The organism is Streptomyces montanisoli (genome assembly GCF_017813245.1).
GTDB lineage: Bacteria > Actinomycetota > Actinomycetes > Streptomycetales > Streptomycetaceae > Streptomyces > Streptomyces montanisoli.
Genome location: NZ_JAGIQL010000032.1, coordinates 21705 through 41181, shown reverse-complemented (window position 1 = coordinate 41181; position 19477 = coordinate 21705). Strand labels below are relative to the sequence as shown.

Genomic DNA, 19477 nt, shown 5'->3' with positions numbered 1-19477 from the left:
GATCGTCCCCCGCCCTTCTGCCCTGCACGCGCCACGTCATGTCCGCCGGGCCGCAATCGTTCGGGACGAGCGTCCGGCGAGCGGACGCGCCGTTGTCCCGCCCCCGCCGGTGATGATGTATTGGCCTCGCACCGGAGCAGCGCAGGACGAGGCAGTGGCCGAGGGCGGGGGCGGCAGGCCCGCGCCCTATCCGACGAGCATGGGCGGACACGCACACATGAACCGCGACCCCGCACAGGACCGCGCGCACTGGGAGCGCACGGCGGACGAACTGCTCCTCGCCGTACGGCCGTACGCGAGCGACCGGCACGCGCTCGTCCGCCTGCCGGGCGTGGCCAGCGCCAACGGCGCGTGGAGCGACGGGCTCGAAGGGTTCGCCCGCACGTTCCTGCTCGCCGGCTTCCGGCTCAGGGGCGCGGACGGCGAGGACCCGCACGGCTTCGCCGAGTGGTACGCGCGCGGCCTCGCCGCGGGCACCGACCCGGACAGCGCGGAACGCTGGCCCACCTTCGCCGAGTCGAACCAGGCGAAGGTCGAGGCCGCGTCCGTCGCGCTGGCCCTGCACGAGACCAGGCCATGGATCTGGGACCGGCTCACCGACGGGGTCAGGCAGCGCGTGCTCGACTGGCTCGGCCTGATGGTCGGCACGGACATGCCGGACAACAACTGGATCTGGTTCCAGGGCGTCACCGAGGTGTTCGCCCGCACCGCTGGCGGCAGCTGGCGCCAGGAGGACCTGGACCGCACGATCGCGCTCACCGACGCCTGGTACGCGGGCGACGGCTGGTACTCCGACGGGCTCAGCGGCGGCGAGCACCGCAACTTCGACCACTACAACGGCTGGGCGATGCACCTCTACCCGCTGTGGTTCTGCCGCATACTCGGCGACGCCGCACCCGCCGGGCTCCTCGACCGCTACCGTGCCAGGCTGCGCGGGTTCCTCGCCGACCAGCGGCTGCTGGTCGGCGCCAACGGCTCGCCGCTGATCCAGGGCCGGTCGCTGACGTACCGCTTCGCGGCGCTCGCGCCGGTCTGGGCGGGCGCGGTCTTCGACGCGACCCCGCTCGCGCCGGGCGAGACCCGCGCGCTCGCGAGCCGCATGCTCGACCACTTCACCGGGCACGGCGCCGTCGACCGCGACGGGCTGCTGACACTCGGCTGGCACCGCCCCTTCCGCGGACTGCTCCAGACGTACTCGGGCCCCGCGTCCCCCTACTGGGCGAGCAAGGGACTCATCGGGCTCGTCCTGCCGCCCACCCATCCGGTGTGGACGGCCGAGGCCACACCGCTCGCGGTGGAGCGCGGCGACGAGGCCAGGGCGCTGGCGGCCCCCGGCTGGCTGGTGTCGGCCACCGCGTCGGACGGCGTCGTGCGCGTCGTCGACCACGGCGGGGACCACACCGACCCGGCGCGGCCGCACTCCGACGACCCCTGCTACGCGCGCCTCGCCTACTCCACCCACGCGGCGCCCGAGATGCCCCTCGACCCCACGTCCGGCGCGACCGGGCCCGCGACGGACCCGCTCGACAGCGCGGCCGTCCTGATCGACACGCAGGGCCGGGCATCGCACCGCCGCCCGGCCACCCGGATATCGCTCGAGGGCGCGACGGCGGTGTCCCGCAGCCGCGCCCACTGGCCGGAGGGCGGCGCGTGGAACCCCTTCGACGGTCCCGACACGCGGTACGCGCTCGGCCCGTGGATCACGGTCGGCTCGGCGCTGCGGGGCTCCGTGGAGATCCGCGCGGTGCGCGTCGACCCGGTGGCGGGCGAGGACGCCACCGCGCCGGGCGATCCCGGCGATGACGCCCTCACGCCGGGCGATCCTGCGCCCCTTCCGTGGTTGCGGGTCGGCGGGTGGGCGCTCGCCGTCGACGACCCGGAGGACGCGGGGGCCTGCGCCGCAGGCGGGGACCGCGCCGAGGTCCGCGGCACCGGCGGCCTGCACTCCGTGCTGGTCGCGCTGCACGGCCTCGGCGACGCGCAGCTCGTGCGGGGACGTGACGCCAACCCGCTCGGCGCCGCCTCCGCCACGCCCGTCCTGCGGACACCCGGGCCGGTCGCGTACGCCACGCCCTACGTCGCGGCCGTCCACCTCGGCGGCGCCGGCCTGCCCGTGGACGGCCTGCCCCGGGTCACCACGCGCGTGGACGGTACGGCCCTGGTCGTCGAGGTGGCCTGGTCCGGCGGCATCCGCGACGCCATCCGCCTGCCGTCACCTGCCGGGATCGCCGACCCCTGGAAGCGGCTCGGCCGCCCGTGACGGGTGTCAGTTCGCGCCGTGGCCGGGCGCCGCCGCCTCGACCCTCCGGGCCAGCTCGATGTCCTTCTCGGTGACCGCGCCGCCCGCGTCGTGGGTGGAGACGGTGAGCGACACGGTGTTGTAGCCCAGCGTGAGCTCGGAGTGGTGGTTCAGCTCCTCCTGGAGCTGGGCGATGTGCACGACCATCGCGGTCGCGGCGAAGTGCGAGCCGAGCCGGTAGGCGCGGCTGATGCCGTCCTCGCCGAGCGACCAGCCGGGCAGCTCCCGCAGCCGCTCGCGCACCGCGTCCTCGGCAAGCGCCTGCGTCGCCATGGTGGTCTCCCTCGTCCGCGTCCAGGGCCCTTCCCCACCCTACGCGCGGGCGGCGGGACGGGCCCGTCAGGGACACCCGCCCCGCCCCCGGGTCAGTTGACCTCGGCCGGGTTGCCGCCCAGCCGCCGGCCCTCGTCGAGCGCGGCGAAGGCCGCCAGGTCGTCGTCGTCGAGGTCGAACCCGAAGACGTCGATGTTCTCCCGGATGCGCGAGGGCGTCACCGACTTGGGGATGACCACGTTGCCGAGCTGGAGGTGCCAGCGCAGCACGACCTGCGCGGGCGTCCTGCCGTGCTTGTGCGCCACCGCCGCGACCGTCGGCACTTCGAGCAGGCCCTTGCCCTGGCCGAGCGGCGACCACGCCTCGGTGACGATGGAGCGGGAGGCGTGCTCCGCGCGCGCCTGGCCCTGCTGGAACTGCGGGTGCAGCTCGATCTGGTTGACGGCCGGCACCACGGACGTCTCGCGGGCCAGCGCGTCCAGGTGCTCGGGCAGGAAGTTGGAGACGCCGATGGAGCGGGCGCGGCCATCCGCGAGGATCTTCTCGAACGCCTTGTACGTCTCGACGTACAGGCCCCTGGCGGGCGTCGGCCAGTGGATCAGGTAGAGGTCGACGTAGTCGAGGCCGAGCCGCTCGAGCGAGGCGTCGAAGGCCCGCAGCGTCGACTCGTGTCCCTGGTCCGGGTTCTGCAGCTTGGTGGTGACGAAGAAGTCCTCGCGCGCGATGCCCGAGGCGGCGATGGCCTTGCCCGTGCCCGCCTCGTTGCCGTAGGCCGCGGCGGTGTCGATGGAGCGGTAGCCGGCCTCGATCGCGGTGCTGACGACGGCCGTGGCCTCGCTGTCCGGCACCTGCCAGACGCCGAAGCCGAGCTGCGGCATCTCGATGCCGTTGTTGAGTGTGAGGGACGGGACCTTGCTGCTCACGCGGTGTCGATCCTTACGTTTCAGGCGATTTGTCTGTCGAGGGTGTGACGGACACACCCCGTCACCGCAACGACCGCGGCCGGCGCCGCATTCCCCGCGCGCGCGGTGTGGCCGGCGCCTCACCCGTAGAGTGCCTCGACCTCCGTCGTGTAAGCCGTCTCGATGGCCTTGCGCTTCAGCTTCAGCGAGGGCGTGAGCAGGCCGTGCTCCTCGCTGAACGGGTGCGCGAGTATCCGGAACGTGCGGATCGACTCGGCCTGCGACACCGCCGTGTTGGCGGCGACCACCGCGCGTCTGATCTCCGTCTCCAGATCCGAGTCGCGCACCAGCTCGGCCGCCTTCAGCGGCCGCTTGCCCTGCACGGACAGCCAGTGCTCCACGGCCTCCTGGTCCAGGGTCACCAGGGCGGCGACGTACGGGCGGTCGTTGCCGACCACGATGCACTGGCCGACCAGCGGATGGGCGCGCACCCGCTCCTCGAGTGCGGTGGGGGAGACGCTCTTGCCGCCCGAGGTGACCAGGATCTCCTTCTTGCGGCCCGTGATGGTGAGGTAGCCGTCCTCGTCGAGCGAGCCCAGGTCGCCGGTGGCGAGCCAGCCGTCGTAGAGGGTCGCGTCGGTCGCCTTCTTGTCGCCGAGGTAGCCGGCGAAGACGTTGTCGCCCTGGAGCCACACCTCGCCGTCCTGCGCGATGTGCACGGTCGAACCGGGCACCGGCACGCCGACGGTGCCGTAGCGCGTGCGCTCGGGCGGGTTGGCGGTGGCGGCGGCACACGACTCCGTCAGTCCGTACCCCTCGTAGATGGTGACGCCGGCGCCCGCGAAGAAGAGGCCGAGCCTGCGGTCCATGCCGGAACCGCCCGACATGGCGTGCCGCACCCTGCCGCCCATCGCCGCGCGCACCTTGCCGTACACGGCCTTGTCGAAGAACTGGTGCTGCAGGCGCAGCGCCGCCGAGGGCCCGGGTCCCGTGCCGAACGCCTTGTCCTCCATGGCCTCGGCGTACCGCACGGCCACGTCCACGGCCTTGTCGAACGGTGCCGCCTTGCCCTCGCGCTCGGCCTTGCGCCGTGCCGCGCCGTAGACCTTCTCGAAGATGTACGGCACCGCGAGGATGAACGAGGGGCGGAACGCGGCCAGGTCGGGCAGCAGCGCGCTCGCCCGCAGTTCGGGCTGGTGCCCGAGTTTGACGCCGCCGCGCACGGCGGCGACCTCCACCATCCGCCCGAACACATGGCTCAGCGGGAGGAACAGCAGCGTGGACGCCTGGTCGTTCGGGCGTGAGTGGAAGACCCGCTCGTACCGCTCGACCACGGTGTCCGTCTCGAACATGAAGTTGGCGTGGGTGAGCACGCATCCCTTGGGGCGGCCCGTGGTGCCCGACGTGTAGATGACCGACGCACAGGACTCGGGCGTCACCGCCGCGCGGTGCCGCTCCACGACGTCGTCGCCTATATGGCTGCCCGCGGTGAGCAGGTGCTCCATCGCGCCCTTGTCCAGCTGCCACAGCCGCTTCAGCTTGGGCAGCCGGTCGATGACGGAGCCGATGGTCATGGCGTGGTCCTCGTGCTCGACCAGGCAGGCGGTGGCCTCGGAGTCGTACAGCATCCACAGCACCTGCTCAGCCGACGACGTCGGGTAGAGCGGCACGGACTGGGCGCCGATGGTCCACAGGGCGAAGTCGACGATCGTCCACTCGTACCGCGTCCTGCACATGATCCCCACCCGGTCGCCGAACCGGATGCCCTCCGAGAGCAGCCCCTTGGCGACCGCGACCACCTCGTCGCGGAACTGCGCGGCGCTGATATCGAGCCACTCGCCCCGCGCGTTCTTGCGGCCGAGCGCCACACGGTCCGGATGGTCACGGGCATGATCGAACACGGGGTCGGCGAGGCCACCGGACGAGGCGGCTGCCACGAGAGGGGGGACGGTGAACTCGCGCACTGACTTGCTCCTTGTCGTGCTCCGCACAGCGTCGCGACGCTACCCCACGGAAAACGGAGGGAAGCGGGCGTCTTGACGGTCTGAACGGGCGTGAACACCACACACGCGCGGCCGAAAAACGCCCATTCCGGCCGCGCGCGGACAGATTTCTGCCTGAAGGGTGGGTACCGGGCGAGGGAATCTCCACCGAATCCGTACCGGGCGCTTACCGCCCCCGGTCCGCCCCAGGTTCGCCCCAGGTCCGCCCGCGGAGCCACCGCGCGCCTCGCGCCGCCCCGCCCCCGTACGATCACCTGGGCCGCGGTTTCCCGCGCCCCCGGCCGCACAGGCGCCGGAAACCGACACGGACGGGCACGACGGTGACGGAACGCGACGCGATCGACGAGCTGGACTTCCGGCTGGTGCACGCCCTGGAGATCGACGGGCGCGCCCCGTTCAGCAGGATCGCCTCCGTACTCGGCGTCTCCGACCAGACGATCGCCCGCCGCTTCCGGCGGCTGCGCACCGCGGTGGGCCTGCGCGTCGTCGGTGTGCGAGACGCTGAGATGCGCGACCGCGACAACTGGATGCTCAAGCTGCGGGTCAAGCCGGACGCGGCCGAGGCCGTCGCCCGCGCGCTGGCCCAGCGCCCCGACACCAGCTGGATCGGGCTCACCTCGGCGGGTACGGAGATCGTGTGCAGCACGGCGTTCTCCAGTGCGGGCGACCACGACGAGCTGATCCTGGGCAAGCTCCCGCGCACGCCGAGCGTCACCGACATCAGGGCCCATCAGCTGCTGCACCGGTTCTTCGGCGGCCCCGCCAGCTGGTTCGGCAAGGACTTCGGCAGGGACAAGGCCCTCGACGCCACCCAGATCGCGGCCCTCACCCCGTCCTGGACGCACCAGGAGCACGACGAGGACGAACCCGACGGCGGCGGCCTGCCGGTGCCCGGGGACGAGCCGCTCCTGCGCGCCCTGGAAAGGGACGGCAGGACGAGCATCGCCGACCTCGCGGCGGCGACGGGCGGCACCGAGTCGGCCACGCGCCGCAGGCTGGACCGGCTGCTGCGCTCCCGCGCCCTCTTCCTCGACGTGGAGTTCTCCACCGAGGCCCTCGGCTACGCGGCCCGCGCCATCCTGTGGATCACCGCGGAGCCCCGCGCGCTGGAGACGCTGGGACGGGCGCTCGCGCGCCAGCCCGAGGTGGCCGCCGCCATGGCCACGACCGGGGAGAGCAACCTGGTCGCCGTGATCGTCTGCCGGGACAGCGCCGCCGTCTACCGCTACCTGAACGAGTCACTCGGGCGGCTCGACGGCGTCCAGCGGGTCGAGGTCTCGCCGGTGCTGCGCAACGTCAAGCAGCACACGTAACAGCCCCGCACCCGCAGCGCCGGACGGGCGCTCAGAGCCCGCCCGCCGGGCGGTGCAGCCGGTCGCCGCCGGTCAGGATCGCCTTGGCGAGCGCGTCCGCCGCGGCGCTCGCGGCGGACGGACGCGCGGATTCCGGCCTGAGCAGGACGAAGTCCACCCCGCCCAGATCGGGCAGGTCGGCCCGCGCCGGGACGGGCACGAGCCCGGGCGGCACAAGACCTCTGGTGTGCGCCATCACGCCGAGCCCCGCGCGGGCGGCGGCGATCAACCCGCTCAGGCTCGAACTCGTGCAGGCGATGCGCCACGGGCGGCCGGCGCGCTCCAGGGCGTCGAGGGCACGCGCCCTGGTGATGGCGGGCGGCGGGAAGAGGATCAGCGGAAGCGGGCGCTCCGCGTCGACCCGCAGCCGGGGCGTCGCGATCCAGCACAGGGACGAGCGCCACACCAGGTCCCCGTGCGTCTCGCCCGTCCGCCGCTTCGCCAGCACCAGATCCAGGCGGCCCGAGGCCAGCTGCTCGTAGAGGATGCCGGACAGCTCCACGGTGAGCTCCAGGTCGACCTCCGGATGCTCACCGCGGAACGTCTCCAGGATCTCCGGCATGCGGGTGAGCACGAAGTCCTCCGACACGCCCACCCTGAGCCTGCCACGCAGCCGCGTCCCGGCGAAGAACTCGGCCGCGCGCTCGTGCGCCGCGAGGATCGTCGACGCGAAGCCGAGCATCGCCTCGCCGTCCTCGGTCAGCTCCACGCTGTGCGTGTCCCGGGTGAACAGCAGCCGCCCCGTCGCCGCCTCGAGACGCCGCACATGCTGGCTCACGGTCGACTGCCGAAGCCCGAGACGCCGCGCGGCCTGGGTGAAGCTCAGCGTCTGCGCGACGGCCAGGAAGGTGCGCAGCTGTGCGGGGTCGTACACGGGACCAGGCTATTCGGCCACCATCCCCCACGCGGCCCCGGGCCATCGCGGTTCGTGATGTCAGTCAGAGCGGTACACCGGATTCCCGATCATGCGCCCGGCGCGGATCATGGAGAGGCACGATCCGTACCGGAAGTGGAGCGCATGAACCGCCGCACCCCGCACCTGCCGTCCTGGCTGCCGATCGACCCCTTCATCCTCGCGCTCGTCTCAGTGGTGGCCCTCGCGGCGCTGCTGCCCGCCTCGGGCAGGGCGGCCGATGTCGCGAGCGGCTGCTCGACCGGGGCGGTGGCCCTGCTCTTCTTCCTCTACGGCGCGCGCCTGTCCACCCGCGAGGCGCTGGACGGCCTGCGGCACTGGCGGCTCCACCTGACCGTCCTCGCGTGCACGTTCGTCGTCTTCCCGCTGCTCGGGCTGGTCGCGGGCCGGCTCGTGCCCTTCCTGCTGACGCCGCAGCTCTACCACGGCCTGCTGTTCCTGTGTCTCGTGCCGTCGACCATCCAGTCCTCGATCGCCTTCACCTCCATCGCGCGCGGCAACGTGCCGGCGGCGATCGTGGCGGGCTCGTTCTCCAGCCTCGCCGGCATCGTCGTCACACCGCTGCTCGCCGCCGCGCTGATCGGCGGTGGCTCCGTCGGCTTCTCCGCCGACTCGGTCCTCAAGATCGTGCTGCAACTGCTCGTGCCGTTCCTCGCGGGCCAGCTGCTGCGCCGCTGGATCGGCGGATTCGTGCGGCGGCGCAAGAAGCCCCTGAAGATCGTCGACCGCGGCTCGATCCTGCTGGTCGTCTACACGGCGTTCAGCGAGGGCGTGGTCGCGGGCATCTGGCACCAGGTGACGGCGGTGCGCCTGCTGGAGCTGCTCGCCGTCGAGGCGGTGCTGCTCGCCGTCATGCTCGTGCTGACGTGGCAGGGCGCGCGGCGGCTCGGCTTCACGAGGGACGACAGGATCGCGATCCAGTTCGCCGGGTCGAAGAAGAGCCTCGCGGCCGGGCTGCCCATGGCCAGCGTGCTGTTCGGGGCACAGGCCGGCCTCGCGGTGCTGCCGCTGATGCTCTTCCACCAGATGCAGCTGATGGTGTGCGCGGTGATCGCGAAGCGCCGCTCCCGCGACCCCGAGGCACGCGACCCCGAGCAGCACACGCTCCTGGTCGGCGGCTCGGTGCGCCCGGCCAGGCACGAGGAGGCGACGGAAACGACCCGCGCGGGCCGCTGAGCCCCATGACCGCCGCGCCGATCGGGCGGCTCGTCCGGACTGTCGGCCCGTCCCGGCGGCTGGACCGCCGGCCCGGATCGCCGACGTGCCCAGTGGCTGGGCCACTTGCCCGGTTGCCGGCCGAGTCGTCGGCCGGACCCCCGCGACCGCCGCCCGGTGGTATCGGGCGGCAGCGCGGCCCCCGCACGGAAAGGCCCGGCCGGCGCAGGGGGCGCTCCCCGCCGGCCGGGCCTCCTCCCGTGACGCGAGGCGCGTCACACCCCGGTGTGGAGGGCGATCCGTTCGTCGCCCGCGTACACGTTCATGGAAGGGCCGCGCAGGAAGCCCACCAGCGTGAGCCCCGACTCGGCCGCCAGGTCCACCGCGAGCGACGACGGCGCCGACACCGCGGCGAGCACCGGGATGCCCGCCATCACGGCCTTCTGCGCCAGCTCGAAGGAGGCGCGCCCCGACACGAGCAGGATCGCCCGCGACAGCGGCAGCCCGCCCTCGCGCAGCGCGCGCCCGACGAGTTTGTCGACGGCGTTGTGCCGGCCGACGTCCTCCCGGATGTCCAGCATCTCGCCCGACTCGGAGAACAGCGCCGCCGCGTGCAGGCCGCCGGTCCGCTCGAAGACCTGCTGCGCCGCCCGCAGCCGGTCAGGAAGGGACGCCAGGAGCTCGGGCTCGACCCTCACGCGCGGCGTGTCGGCGATCGGGAAACGCGCCGTCGTGCGGACCGCGTCCAGGCTCGCCTTGCCGCACAGCCCGCAGGAGGACGTCGTGTAGACGTTGCGCTCCAGCGTGATGTCGGGGACGGGCACGCCGGGCGCGAGCTGCACGTCGACGACGTTGTACGTGTTCTGCCCGTCCTCCTTGGCGCCCGCGCAGTACACGATCGACCGCACGTCGGAGGCCGAGGCGAGCACCCCCTCGCTGACGAGGAACCCGGCGGCGAGCGCGAAGTCGTCACCGGGCGTGCGCATGGTGATGGCGAGCGGCCTGCCGTTCAGCCGGATCTCCAGGGGCTCCTCCGACACCAGGGTGTCGGGGCGGGTGCTGACGTCCCCGTTCCTGATCCGTATCGTGCGTCGGCGTTCGGTGACCCGTCCCATGTGATCAGTCCTACTCGTGTTCGCGCCATGCCGCCTTGAGCCGCGTCAGCGCTGCTGTACGTGCTGGTAGCCGAAGCGGCCCTTGATGCACAGGTTGCCATGTGTGACCGGATTGTCGTGCGGGGACGTGACCTTCACGATCTCGTTGTCCTGCACGTGGAGCGTGACGTTGCAGCCCACCCCGCAGTACGCGCAGACGGTCGTCGTCCGTGTCTGCGCGGACTCCTGCCAGGTACCCGCCTCCCGCATGTCGAACTCCGACTTGAAGCTCAGCGCGCCCGTCGGGCACACCTCGATGCAGTTGCCGCAGTAGACGCACGCCGAGTCCGTGAGCGGCGCGTCGTGCTCCGTGGAGACCCGGGCGTCGAAGCCGCGACCGGCGATGGAGATGGCGAACGAGTTCTGCCACTGGTCGCCGCACGCGTCCACGCACTTGTAGCACTGGATGCACTTGTCGTAGTCGCGGACGTAGAGGTCGTTGTCGACCTTCGGCTCCTCGCCCAGCCTGGCCGCCTCAGGGCCGTAGCGCATGGGGTCGGCGCCGTACTCCTCCAGCCACTCGGCGGCGCGGGGCGTAGTCGACAGGTCCGTGGCGGACGCCAGCAGTTCGAGCACCACCTTGCGGCTGTGCCGGGCGCGCTCCGTGCCGGTGTGCACCTCCATGCCGGGCTCGGCGCGGCGCGAGCAGGCCGGTGCGAGCGTCCGCCCGCCCTCGACCTCCACCACGCACACCCGGCACGCGTTCTTCGGCGTGAGCGTGTCGCCCTCGCACAGCGTCGGCACGTCCTTGCCCGCGGCCCGGCAGGCGTCCAGGATCGTGGCTCCCTCCGGCACCCTGGCCGGCTCGCCGTCGAGGGTGAACTCCACGAGCCTGCGCGGCGGTCCGAGCGGTACGGCGGTCATGAGTAGGCCCCCAGACGGTCGATGGCGGATTCCACGGCGTTCCACGCGGTCTGCCCGAGACCGCAGATCGAGGCGTCCCGCATGGCCCGCCCCACCTCGCGCAGCAGCGCGACGTCGTCCGCAGCGGCCGCGCCCGTACGGCCCTCGATCCGGCGCAGCGCCTCCTCCTGGCGGACCGTGCCGATCCGGCAGGGGACGCACTGGCCGCACGACTCGTCGCGGAAGAACTCCGCGATGCGCAGCAGCACCCTCGGCAGGGCGACCGTGTCGTCGAGGACGAGCACCACCCCGGAGCCGAGCGTCGTCCCCGCCTCGCGGGTGCCCTCGAAGGTGAGCGGGATGTTCCGCTCGTCCGGGCGTACGAAGCCCCCGGCCGCGCCGCCGAGCAGGACGGCCCTGGCGCGCGGCGACGCCTGCGCCAGGTCGAGCAGCTCGCCGAGCGTGGCGCCGAACGGCAGCTCGTAGACGCCGGGCCTGCCGACGCTGCCCGACACGCAGAACAGCTTGGGCCCGGTGGAGAGGCCGCCGCCGATCGACGCGAAGTGTTCGGCCCCTTCCTGAAGGATCGGCAGGACGTTGACCAGCGTCTCGACGTTGTTCTCCGCGGTCGGCTTGCCGAACAGCCCCTCCTCCACCGGGAACGGCGGCTTGGAGCGCGGCTCGCCGCGCCTGCCCTCGATGGAGTTGAACAGCGCGGTCTCCTCACCGCAGATGTACGCGCCGGCGCCGCGCCGTACCTCGATGTCGAACGCGTACCCCTGGCCGAGCACGTCGTCGCCGAGCAGGCCGCGCGCCCGCGCCTGGCCGATCGCGTGCGTCAGCAGCGTGAGCGAGCGCGGATACTCGCCGCGCAGGTACAGGTAGCCCTTGTGGGCGCCGACGGCGTAGCCCGCGATGGTCATCGCCTCGACCAGGGAGTACGGGTCGCCCTCCATCAGGACCCGGTCCTTGAACGTGCCGGGCTCCGACTCGTCGGCGTTGCACACCAGGTAGTGCGGATGGTCCGGCTGGGCGGCCGTGGCCCCCCACTTGCGTCCTGTGGGGAAGGCGGCGCCGCCGCGCCCGACGAGGCCCGCGTCCGTGACCTCCCTGATGACCCGCGCAGGTCCCATCGCGAACGCGCGGCGCAGCGCCGCGTACCCGCCGTGGCGCCGGTAGTCGTCGAGGCTGCGCGGATCGACGACCCCGACCCTGCGCAGCAGAGTCAGTCCTGGCTGCCCGGCCTGCGGAACCGCGAACCCGGCCGAGGGCTCGGCGGGCGCGTCGTCCGGCGCCTGTGCGCCGCTCACCACGCTCTCCGCGGTGGCCGGCGCGACGACGGCGGTCGTGTACGGCGGCGCGCCGGCGCCGTCCGCGGTCGCGGTCGCTTGGTCCGCGTCCGCCGAGCGGGTGTCCTCCGGGCCACCCGGGCCCGCACGCACCACCAGGGCGGCGGGCGCACGCTCGCACAGGCCGAGGCAGGGAGCCTCCTGCCACGTCACGCCGTCCGAGTCGCCGCCCGGCGAGCCGAGACGCTCCTCGACGCCCGCGCGCAGCGCCGCCGCGCCGCGGGCCATGCACGCGAGGTCGGTGCACACGTGCACGACCTTCCGCGGCCGCGGCTTCATCGCGAACATCGCGTAGAACGTGGCCACGCCGTACGCCTCGGCGGGCGGCACCGTCAGCCGCCTGCACAGGTAGGCGAGGGCGCCCTCGCTGATCCAGCCAACCCGGTCGTTCACGGCGTGCAGCCCAGGCAGCAGCAGGTCCCGGCGGTCGCGTGCCTCCCGGCCGCCGCGTGCCCAGCGCAGGTCGCCGTCCGTGCGCTCGTGGGCGCCCTCCCAGGAGGAGGCGGGCGGCCCGAGGAGCGCGTCGACGGCGGCGCGCTCCTCGTCCGTAGGCTCGGACTCCCCGAATCGCAGATCCATGCGGTCAGCTCCCCACGGCCGGTCGGGTGAGGCGCTCGATCCTGATCGCCGACGCCTTGAACTCGGCGGTCCCGGCGATCGGGTCGTTGGCCTCGATGGTCAGCTTGTTGGTGTCCACCTCGTCGGGGAAGTGCATCGCCATGAACGCGAGCCCGGGCCGCAGCGCCGGGTCGATCCATACCGGCGCCTCGACCTCGCCGCGGCGCGAGGCGACCCGCACGCGCTCGCCCGCCCGCACGCCGTAGCGCTCCGCGTCCTCGGGGCACAGCTCCACGTACTCGCCCCGGCGCAGGGGCGAGGCATAACTCCCGCTCTGCACACCGGTGTTGTACGAGTCGAGGCGGCGGCCCGTGGTCAGCCTCAGCGGGAACCTGTCATCCGTCTCGTCCACCGGAGGGTCGTGCCGGACGATCCCGAACGGTGCGCGCCTGCCCCGCTCGTCCGGGTCGTCCGCCCACAGCCGGCCGTGCAGGAAGCCGGGGCCGATCCGGTCGAGGTCGGGACACGGCCACTGGATGCCCTGGTTGTCGCGCAGCCGCTCGTAGGTCATGCCGTGGTGCTGCGGGGAGAGGGAGCGCAGTTCGTCCCAGACGGACTCGGCGTCGGCGTACTTCCACGGATGCCCGAGGCGCGTCGCCAGGTCGCAGATGATGTCGATGTCGTCGCGTGCCCCGTCCGGCGGGTCGACGGCCTTGCGGACGAGTTGCACGCGGCGCTCGCTGTTGGTGGTGGTGCCCGAGCTCTCGCACCAGGCGGCCGTCGCCGGCAGCACCACGTCGGCCAGTTCGGCGGTCTTCGTCATGAAGATGTCCTGGACCACCAGGCAGTCGAGCCGCCTCAGCCGCTCGACGGCCTGCTCGCTGTCGGCCTCGGACTGTGCGGGGTTCTCGCCGACGCAGTACACCGCACGCAGCTCGCCCGACTCCATGGCCTCGAACATCTTCGTCAGGTTCAGGCCCTGGCGCGGCTGGATGACGGTGTCCCAGGCGGTCTCGAACTTCCGCCGCACACCGTCCTCCAGGATGTCCTGGAACCCGGGCAGGCGGTCGGGGATGGCGCCCATGTCGCCGCCGCCCTGCACGTTGTTCTGGCCGCGCAGGGGCTGGACGCCCGAGCCGTACCTGCCGACGTGGCCCGTCAGCAGCGCCAGGTTGATCAGGGCGCGGACGTTGTCGGTGCCGTTGTGGTGCTCGGTGATGCCCAGCGTCCAGCACAGCTGGGCGCGTTCGGCGCGCGCGTAGGCGTGGGCCACCTCGCGGACGGCCGCGGCCGGCACGCCGGTGACCCGCTCGGCCGCCTCCAGCGTCCAGGGTTCGACCTCGGCCGCGTACTCGGCGAATCCGGTGGTCGCCCGCTCCACGAACGCCTCGTTGTGCAGGCCGGCGTGGATGATCTCGCGGGCGATGGCGTGCGCCATCGGGATGTCCGTCCCGACGTTGAGACCGAGCCAGCTCTCCGCCCACTCGGCGGTGGACGTGCGCCGGGGGTCGACCGCGTACATCCGCGCGCCGTTCCTGATGCCCTTGAGCACGTGCTGGAAGAAGATCGGGTGCGCGAAGCGCGCGTTGGAGCCCCACATCAGGACGACGTCGGTGTGCTCGACCTCCTCGTAGGAGGACGTGCCGCCGCCGGAGCCGAAGGCCGCGGCGAGCCCGGCGACGCTCGGCGCGTGGCAGGTCCTGTTGCACGAGTCCACGTTGTTGGTGCCCATCACCACGCGGGTGAACTTCTGTGCCACGTAGTTCATCTCGTTCGTCGCGCGCGAGCAGGAGAACATCCCGAACGCGCCACGGGCGGCGGCGAGGCCGCGTGCCGCGCGGTCGAGTGCCTCGTCCCAGCCGGCCGCGCGCAGCGGGCCGCCCTTCTCGTCCCGCACCATCGGCTGGGTGATGCGGCTGTACGTCGTCGGTGTGCGCTCTCGTTTCGGCACGGTGCGCTCCTCGGGTGATGGCCGGCGGTCCGCCCCATTGCATACAGTATTCGTTGCCCAGGGGCTCAACGGAAGCCCGCGTACCGGGGTTTGTGGCGGACGCACGGTGGCGGCCGCCGGCCATCCGGATCGGTGTGTGTTCTCGGTGGGTGAGGTGGTGCGGTGGTGCGGTGTGGTGCGGTGTGTCGTGCGGTGCGGTTCAGGCCGCGGCGGCCGGTGCCGCCGTGCCGCGGGCGAGCAGATCGGAGATTGCCGCCACGGTCCGCAGGGTCGGCACCGGTACGCCGGTCACGCCGGCGAGTTCGACCACGGCGGCCAGCAGCACGTCGAGTTCGAGCGGCTTGCCCTTCTCCAGGTCCTGGAGTGTGGACGTGCGGTGGTCGCCGACGCGTTCGGCCCCCGCGAGCCTGCGCTCGATGGAGATGCCGGGACGGCAGCCGAGTGACCGGGCGACGGCGAGCGTCTCGGCCATCATCGTCTCGATGACCTCGCGCGTGGAGCGGTGCAGGCACATCTCGCGCATGGTCGCGCGGGTCAGTGCGCTGATCGGGTTGAAGGAGATGTTGCCGAGCAGTTTGATCCAGATGTCCTCGCGCAACTCGGCCTCCACCGGGCACTTGAGCCCGCCGGCGCGCATCGCGTCGCTGAAGTCGAGGCATCGCCTGGACACCGAGCGGTCGGGCTCGCCGATGGAGAACCTCGTCCCCTCCAGGTGCCTGACGACGCCGGGCGCCGCGAGTTCCGTCGCCGCGTAGACGACGCACCCCACGGCGCGCCCCGGCGGCAGCACGGCGCTGACCGAGCCGCCCGGGTCGACGCTCTCGACCGTGCGGCCGTCGTGCGGCCCGCCGTGGCCGTGGAAGTACCACCAGGGGATGCCGTTCTGCGCGGCGACCAGCGCCGTGGACTCCTTGACCAGGGGCTCCACCAGCGGCCCGCACGCCGCATAGGAGTTCGCCTTCAGGCCGAGGAAGACGTAGTCGACGGGGCCCACGTCCGACGGCCGGTCCGTCGCGTGGACGTGCGCGGTGAAGTCCCCGCGCGGACTGAGTACCTGTACTCCGTGCTGCCTCATGGCCGCGAGGTGCGGTCCACGGGCGATCAGATGGACGTCGGCGCCCGCTCTGTCGAGCGCCGCTCCTACGTAGGCGCCGATGGCTCCGGCGCCCACCACTGCGACTTTCACGTGGGGCTCTCCGTTCGGTATGAGGGGAGACCGAGAGAAGCGTCACACTCCGGATCCTGCCGACTTTCGAGCCGACGGTATACTGTCTACAGTATGGGTTTGACGCCGACAAGACATCCGTCGGCTCCTTGCTCATTTCTTTGCGCGACGCGGTTAAGGTGTCCACGCACTCGAACGCACAGGCAAACAGCTGTTCAAGCGTTGATCCCGATCGCGGCCGTGATGAGACGGTCTCTCCAAGCGGCGCGGCGGAATCCTGTCGGTTCACCTGTCTTCGTACCGGCGAGTCGCTGACGAGACTGGAGGATCCAGCCTCGACAGCTAAGGGGGGTCCCGCGTGACAGGCACGCGCATCGCCGCGCTCGGGCACTACCAGCCCACCAAGGTGCTCACCAACGAAGACTTGGCGGGCATGGTCGACACCAGCGACGAGTGGATCACCAGTCGTGTCGGCATCAAGACCCGGTATGTGGCGGGCCCTGACGAACCCGTGGACGAACTGGCCGCGCACGCCGGCGCCAAGGCGCTGGCCGCGGCCGGCCTCGTGCCCGCGGACATCGACCTCGTCCTGGTCGCGACGTCGACCGCCGTCGACAGGTCACCCAACATGGCCGCGCGCGTGGCGGCCAGACTCTCCATGGCGTCTCCCGCCGTCCTCGACCTCAATGTCGTCTGCGCGGGCTTCACCCACGCGCTCGCGATGGCGGACCACACCCTGCGCGCGGGCGCGGCCAGTCGTGCGCTCGTCATCGGAGCCGACGAGATGACGGCCATCGCCGACTGGACCGACCGCTCCACCTGCGTCCTGATGGGCGACGGCGCGGGCGCGGCCGTCGTGGAGAGCGTGGGCCCCGGGGAGCAGGCGGGTGTCGGGCCCGTGCTCTGGGGCTCCGTACCGGAGATGAGCACCGCGGTGCGTATCGAGGGCACGCCGTCGCGGTTCGCGCAGGACGGGCAGTCCGTCTACCGATGGGCCGTCACCGAGCTGCCGCCCATCGCCCGCCGGGTCTGCGAGCGCGCCGGGGTGGCGCCCGAGGAGCTCGGCGCGGTGGTGCTGCACCAGGCGAACCTGCGCATCGTCGAGCCCGTCGCCCGCAAGATCGGGGCCGTGAACGCCGTCGTCGCCCGTGACGTCGTCGATTCGGGCAACACCTCGGCCGCGTCGATCCCGATGGCCCTGTCCAAGCTCGTCGCCAGGGGCGAGGTCGCCTCGGGTGCCCCGGCCCTGCTCTTCGGCTTCGGCGGCAACCTCTCCTACGCAGGCCAGGTCATCCGCTGCCCGTGAGATCATCAGCGCCGGTAGACTGTAGACGATAACCAATGCGTCGCGGTCGGCCGGAGTAGGGAGGGCCCATGTTGTCCGCAGGACTGCCGCACGGGACGGTGCCGAAGCTGGAGCGGCCCGGGCCGCTGCGCGAGCGTGTGTACGAGGCGCTGCTCGAACTGATCATCACCCGTGCCCTGCGGCCCGGGCAGCACCTCGTGGAGAGCGAGCTCGCCGGCCACCTCGGTGTGTCGCGGCAGCCGGTGCGCGAGGCGCTCCAGCGGCTCAACACCGAGGGATGGGTCGACCTGCGCCCCGCGCAGGGCGCGTTCGTCCACGAGCCCACCAAGGAAGAGGCCGACCAGCTGCTCTCCGTCCGCACGCTGCTCGAGGCGGAGGCCGCGCGGCTCGCCGCGGCGGGGGCCGACGAGGCGGGGATCGCCGAGCTCGACGCGCTGTGCGCGCGCGGCGAGCAGGCCGTGGAGAACGACGACGTCGACCTAGCCGTCTCCGTCAACGCCGCCTTCCACGCCCGGGTGATGGCGATGGCGAGCAACGTCGTGCTCGCCGAACTGGCAGGCCAGGTCGACCGCCGGGTCCGCTGGTACTACACCCCGGTGGCGCGGCAGCGCGGCAAGCAGTCCTGGATCGAGCACCGCGAGCTGATCGCCGCGATCGCCGCCCACGACGAGAGCGGCGCGGTGGCCGTGATGCGGGCCCACACCGAACACACCAGGTCGACGTACCACCACCGCGACCACAACTGACCTGCGGCCGTACCGGCACGCGGGTACGGCCGGAGGCGGCCCTCCGCCCGGCTCACCACGAGCCGGACGCAGGACCGCCTCCGCGCGATCGCGGACCGAAGGGTCAGACGGCCTCCCTGCTGACCGGATGGGGATTGGCGACGAGCTTGCTCGCCCGCGGCCGGCCCGGCTGCCTCAGCAGCAGCGCCAATGCCGCGGCCACCATCGAGATGCCCCCGGCGAGTGCGTACGCGCCGTAGTACCCCCACGCGTCGACCACCATGGCTCCGAGGCCGCCGCCGAACAGGCCGCTGACCAGCTTCCCGCTGTAGACCAGCCCGTAGTTGGTGGCGTTGTAGTTCTCCCCGAAGTAGTCCGGGGTCAGCGCCGCGAACATCGGGTAGAAGGCGCCGCCGCCGAACCCGGAGAGGAAGGCGAACACCAGGAACAGCCACTCGCTGTGCATGGAGCCGGCCCAGATCACACCGAACTGGGCGAGGCCCAGGACGACGATGACGAAGAACAGGGTCAGCTTGCGACCCCACAGGTCGGACAGCCAGCCGACGACCGCGCGCCCGACGCCGTTGACGACGGCCATGACACCCATCGACGTCGCGGCGACGAGAGGCCCGAAACCGATCTCCTTGGCGAAGTCCACCTGGAAGGAGATCCCGAAGATCGACACACCGGCGGTCATGACCACCGTGATCCACATCAGTGGCAGCATGCCGGTCCTCACGGCCTCCTTGGGCGTGAACTGCCGCACGGCAGGCGGGTTCTTGGCCAGGCTGCGCGCGCTCTTCGTGTTGCCGCTGAAGTTCAGCGGGTCGACCTCCTCGGGCCACCAGTTCTTCGGCGGGTCCTTGAAGAACCAGGCGCAGATCCCCACCGCGATGAGCACGTAGACCCCGATCAGGTCCAGCACGGTGTGGTAGTTCCCGGTGTCGAACGCGTAGTTGAAGATGAAGATGAACGGCAGCGATCCGTAGGCGAACCCGCCGTTGACGAAGCCGGTCTTGGCGCCGCGCCGCTCCGGGAACCACTTGCCGACCATGTTGATGCAGGTGGCGTAGACGAAGCCGGAACCAAGACCGCCGACGACGCCGAACCCGAGTATCGCCACAAGGACGTTACTGGCGTGCGAGATGGCGATGAAGCTGATCAGGCAGAGCACGGACCCGATGTACACGGCCCGCCTCGCGGGCAGCTTCCCCCTCTCACGCAGCCAGCCGGCCGGGAACGCGATCCCCGCCTGGAAGAAGACCCAGACGCTCAGGATCCAGAACGTGTTGCTCTGGGTCCAGCCGTGCGCGTGGGACAGGACGTCCTCCGCCGACCCGAACGCGTACTCCGACACGCTGATCGACATCATGGCGACCCACGGCAGGTACACCATCAGCTTGCGCGAGTGCCCCAGGATGTCGCGGTCCGACTCGCCCACCCGGTACACGCGGCCCTTGGCGTCCGTCACTTCCCGGTACGCCACCGTACCGCCCGCGGAACTTCCGCTATCGGTGCTCATAACTCCC

At 72.1% G+C, this 19477-nt stretch carries 15 protein-coding genes; 5 read left to right on the top strand and 10 right to left on the bottom strand.

Features of this window, described 5'->3' with window-relative positions; all coding sequences use genetic code 11:
• Nucleotides 1-199: 199 nt before the first annotated feature.
• Complete coding sequence (locus JFN87_RS10875) at nucleotides 200-2260, top strand: DUF2264 domain-containing protein (RefSeq protein ID WP_245179176.1); 2061 nt, start codon at nucleotides 200-202, stop codon at nucleotides 2258-2260.
• Between the two features lie 6 nt (nucleotides 2261-2266).
• On the opposite strand, the gene JFN87_RS10870 is transcribed toward JFN87_RS10875, so the two are convergent.
• The 3 genes from JFN87_RS10870 to JFN87_RS10860 form a co-directional block, all read right to left on the bottom strand.
• Nucleotides 2267-2572, bottom strand: coding sequence for a 4a-hydroxytetrahydrobiopterin dehydratase (locus JFN87_RS10870; protein ID WP_209339782.1), 306 nt, complete (start codon nucleotides 2570-2572; stop codon nucleotides 2267-2269).
• 92 nt (nucleotides 2573-2664) lie between these two features.
• A complete protein-coding gene (locus tag JFN87_RS10865; protein ID WP_209339790.1) occupies nucleotides 2665-3450 on the bottom strand; it encodes an aldo/keto reductase in 786 nt (261 codons plus the stop codon).
• Between the two features lie 164 nt (nucleotides 3451-3614).
• Nucleotides 3615-5438, bottom strand: coding sequence for an AMP-dependent synthetase/ligase (locus JFN87_RS10860; RefSeq protein ID WP_209339781.1), 1824 nt, complete (start codon nucleotides 5436-5438; stop codon nucleotides 3615-3617).
• Nucleotides 5439-5797: 359 nt separating this feature from the next.
• On the opposite strand from JFN87_RS10860, the gene JFN87_RS10855 reads away from it, so the two are divergent.
• Nucleotides 5798-6790 (top strand): Lrp/AsnC family transcriptional regulator, encoded by a 993-nt coding sequence (locus JFN87_RS10855; RefSeq protein ID WP_209339780.1) that lies wholly within the window; start codon nucleotides 5798-5800, stop codon nucleotides 6788-6790.
• 31 nt (nucleotides 6791-6821) lie between these two features.
• On the opposite strand, the gene JFN87_RS10850 is transcribed toward JFN87_RS10855, so the two are convergent.
• Nucleotides 6822-7703 carry a LysR family transcriptional regulator gene (locus JFN87_RS10850; RefSeq protein ID WP_209339779.1) on the bottom strand — a complete coding sequence of 294 codons (882 nt, stop codon included), beginning with the start codon at nucleotides 7701-7703 and terminating at the stop codon, nucleotides 6822-6824.
• Between the two features lie 144 nt (nucleotides 7704-7847).
• On the opposite strand from JFN87_RS10850, the gene JFN87_RS10845 reads away from it, so the two are divergent.
• Nucleotides 7848-8918 (top strand): bile acid:sodium symporter family protein, encoded by a 1071-nt coding sequence (locus tag JFN87_RS10845; RefSeq protein WP_209339778.1) that lies wholly within the window; start codon nucleotides 7848-7850, stop codon nucleotides 8916-8918.
• A gap of 254 nt (nucleotides 8919-9172) precedes the next feature.
• Here JFN87_RS10845 and fdhD read toward each other — a convergent pair whose 3' ends face one another.
• The 5 genes from fdhD to JFN87_RS10820 form a co-directional block, all read right to left on the bottom strand.
• A complete protein-coding gene (gene fdhD, locus JFN87_RS10840; RefSeq protein WP_209339777.1) occupies nucleotides 9173-10012 on the bottom strand; it encodes a formate dehydrogenase accessory sulfurtransferase FdhD in 840 nt (279 codons plus the stop codon).
• 45 nt (nucleotides 10013-10057) lie between these two features.
• Nucleotides 10058-10915 (bottom strand): 2Fe-2S iron-sulfur cluster-binding protein, encoded by an 858-nt coding sequence (locus JFN87_RS10835; protein ID WP_209339776.1) that lies wholly within the window; start codon nucleotides 10913-10915, stop codon nucleotides 10058-10060.
• Nucleotides 10912-12822 carry an NAD(P)H-dependent oxidoreductase subunit E gene (locus tag JFN87_RS10830; RefSeq protein ID WP_209339775.1) on the bottom strand — a complete coding sequence of 637 codons (1911 nt, stop codon included), beginning with the start codon at nucleotides 12820-12822 and terminating at the stop codon, nucleotides 10912-10914. The genes JFN87_RS10835 and JFN87_RS10830 overlap by 4 nt, the downstream gene beginning before the upstream one ends.
• 4 nt (nucleotides 12823-12826) lie before the next feature.
• A complete protein-coding gene (locus JFN87_RS10825; protein WP_209339774.1) occupies nucleotides 12827-14752 on the bottom strand; it encodes a molybdopterin oxidoreductase family protein in 1926 nt (641 codons plus the stop codon).
• A 199-nt stretch (nucleotides 14753-14951) separates the two neighbouring features.
• Nucleotides 14952-15938 carry a 2-dehydropantoate 2-reductase gene (locus tag JFN87_RS10820; protein ID WP_209339773.1) on the bottom strand — a complete coding sequence of 329 codons (987 nt, stop codon included), beginning with the start codon at nucleotides 15936-15938 and terminating at the stop codon, nucleotides 14952-14954.
• 337 nt (nucleotides 15939-16275) lie between these two features.
• Here JFN87_RS10820 and JFN87_RS10815 point away from each other — a divergent pair, with 337 nt between their 5' ends.
• Nucleotides 16276-17223, top strand: a complete 948-nt coding sequence (locus JFN87_RS10815) for a beta-ketoacyl-ACP synthase III (RefSeq protein WP_209339772.1) — start codon at nucleotides 16276-16278, stop codon at nucleotides 17221-17223.
• 68 nt (nucleotides 17224-17291) lie between these two features.
• Nucleotides 17292-17969, top strand: a complete 678-nt coding sequence (locus JFN87_RS10810; RefSeq protein WP_209339771.1) for a GntR family transcriptional regulator — start codon at nucleotides 17292-17294, stop codon at nucleotides 17967-17969.
• A 103-nt stretch (nucleotides 17970-18072) separates the two neighbouring features.
• Here the strand turns inward: JFN87_RS10810 and JFN87_RS10805 are convergent, their stop codons facing one another.
• Nucleotides 18073-19470, bottom strand: a complete 1398-nt coding sequence (locus tag JFN87_RS10805; RefSeq protein ID WP_209339770.1) for an OFA family MFS transporter — start codon at nucleotides 19468-19470, stop codon at nucleotides 18073-18075.
• Between the last annotated feature and the right edge of the window lie 7 nt (nucleotides 19471-19477).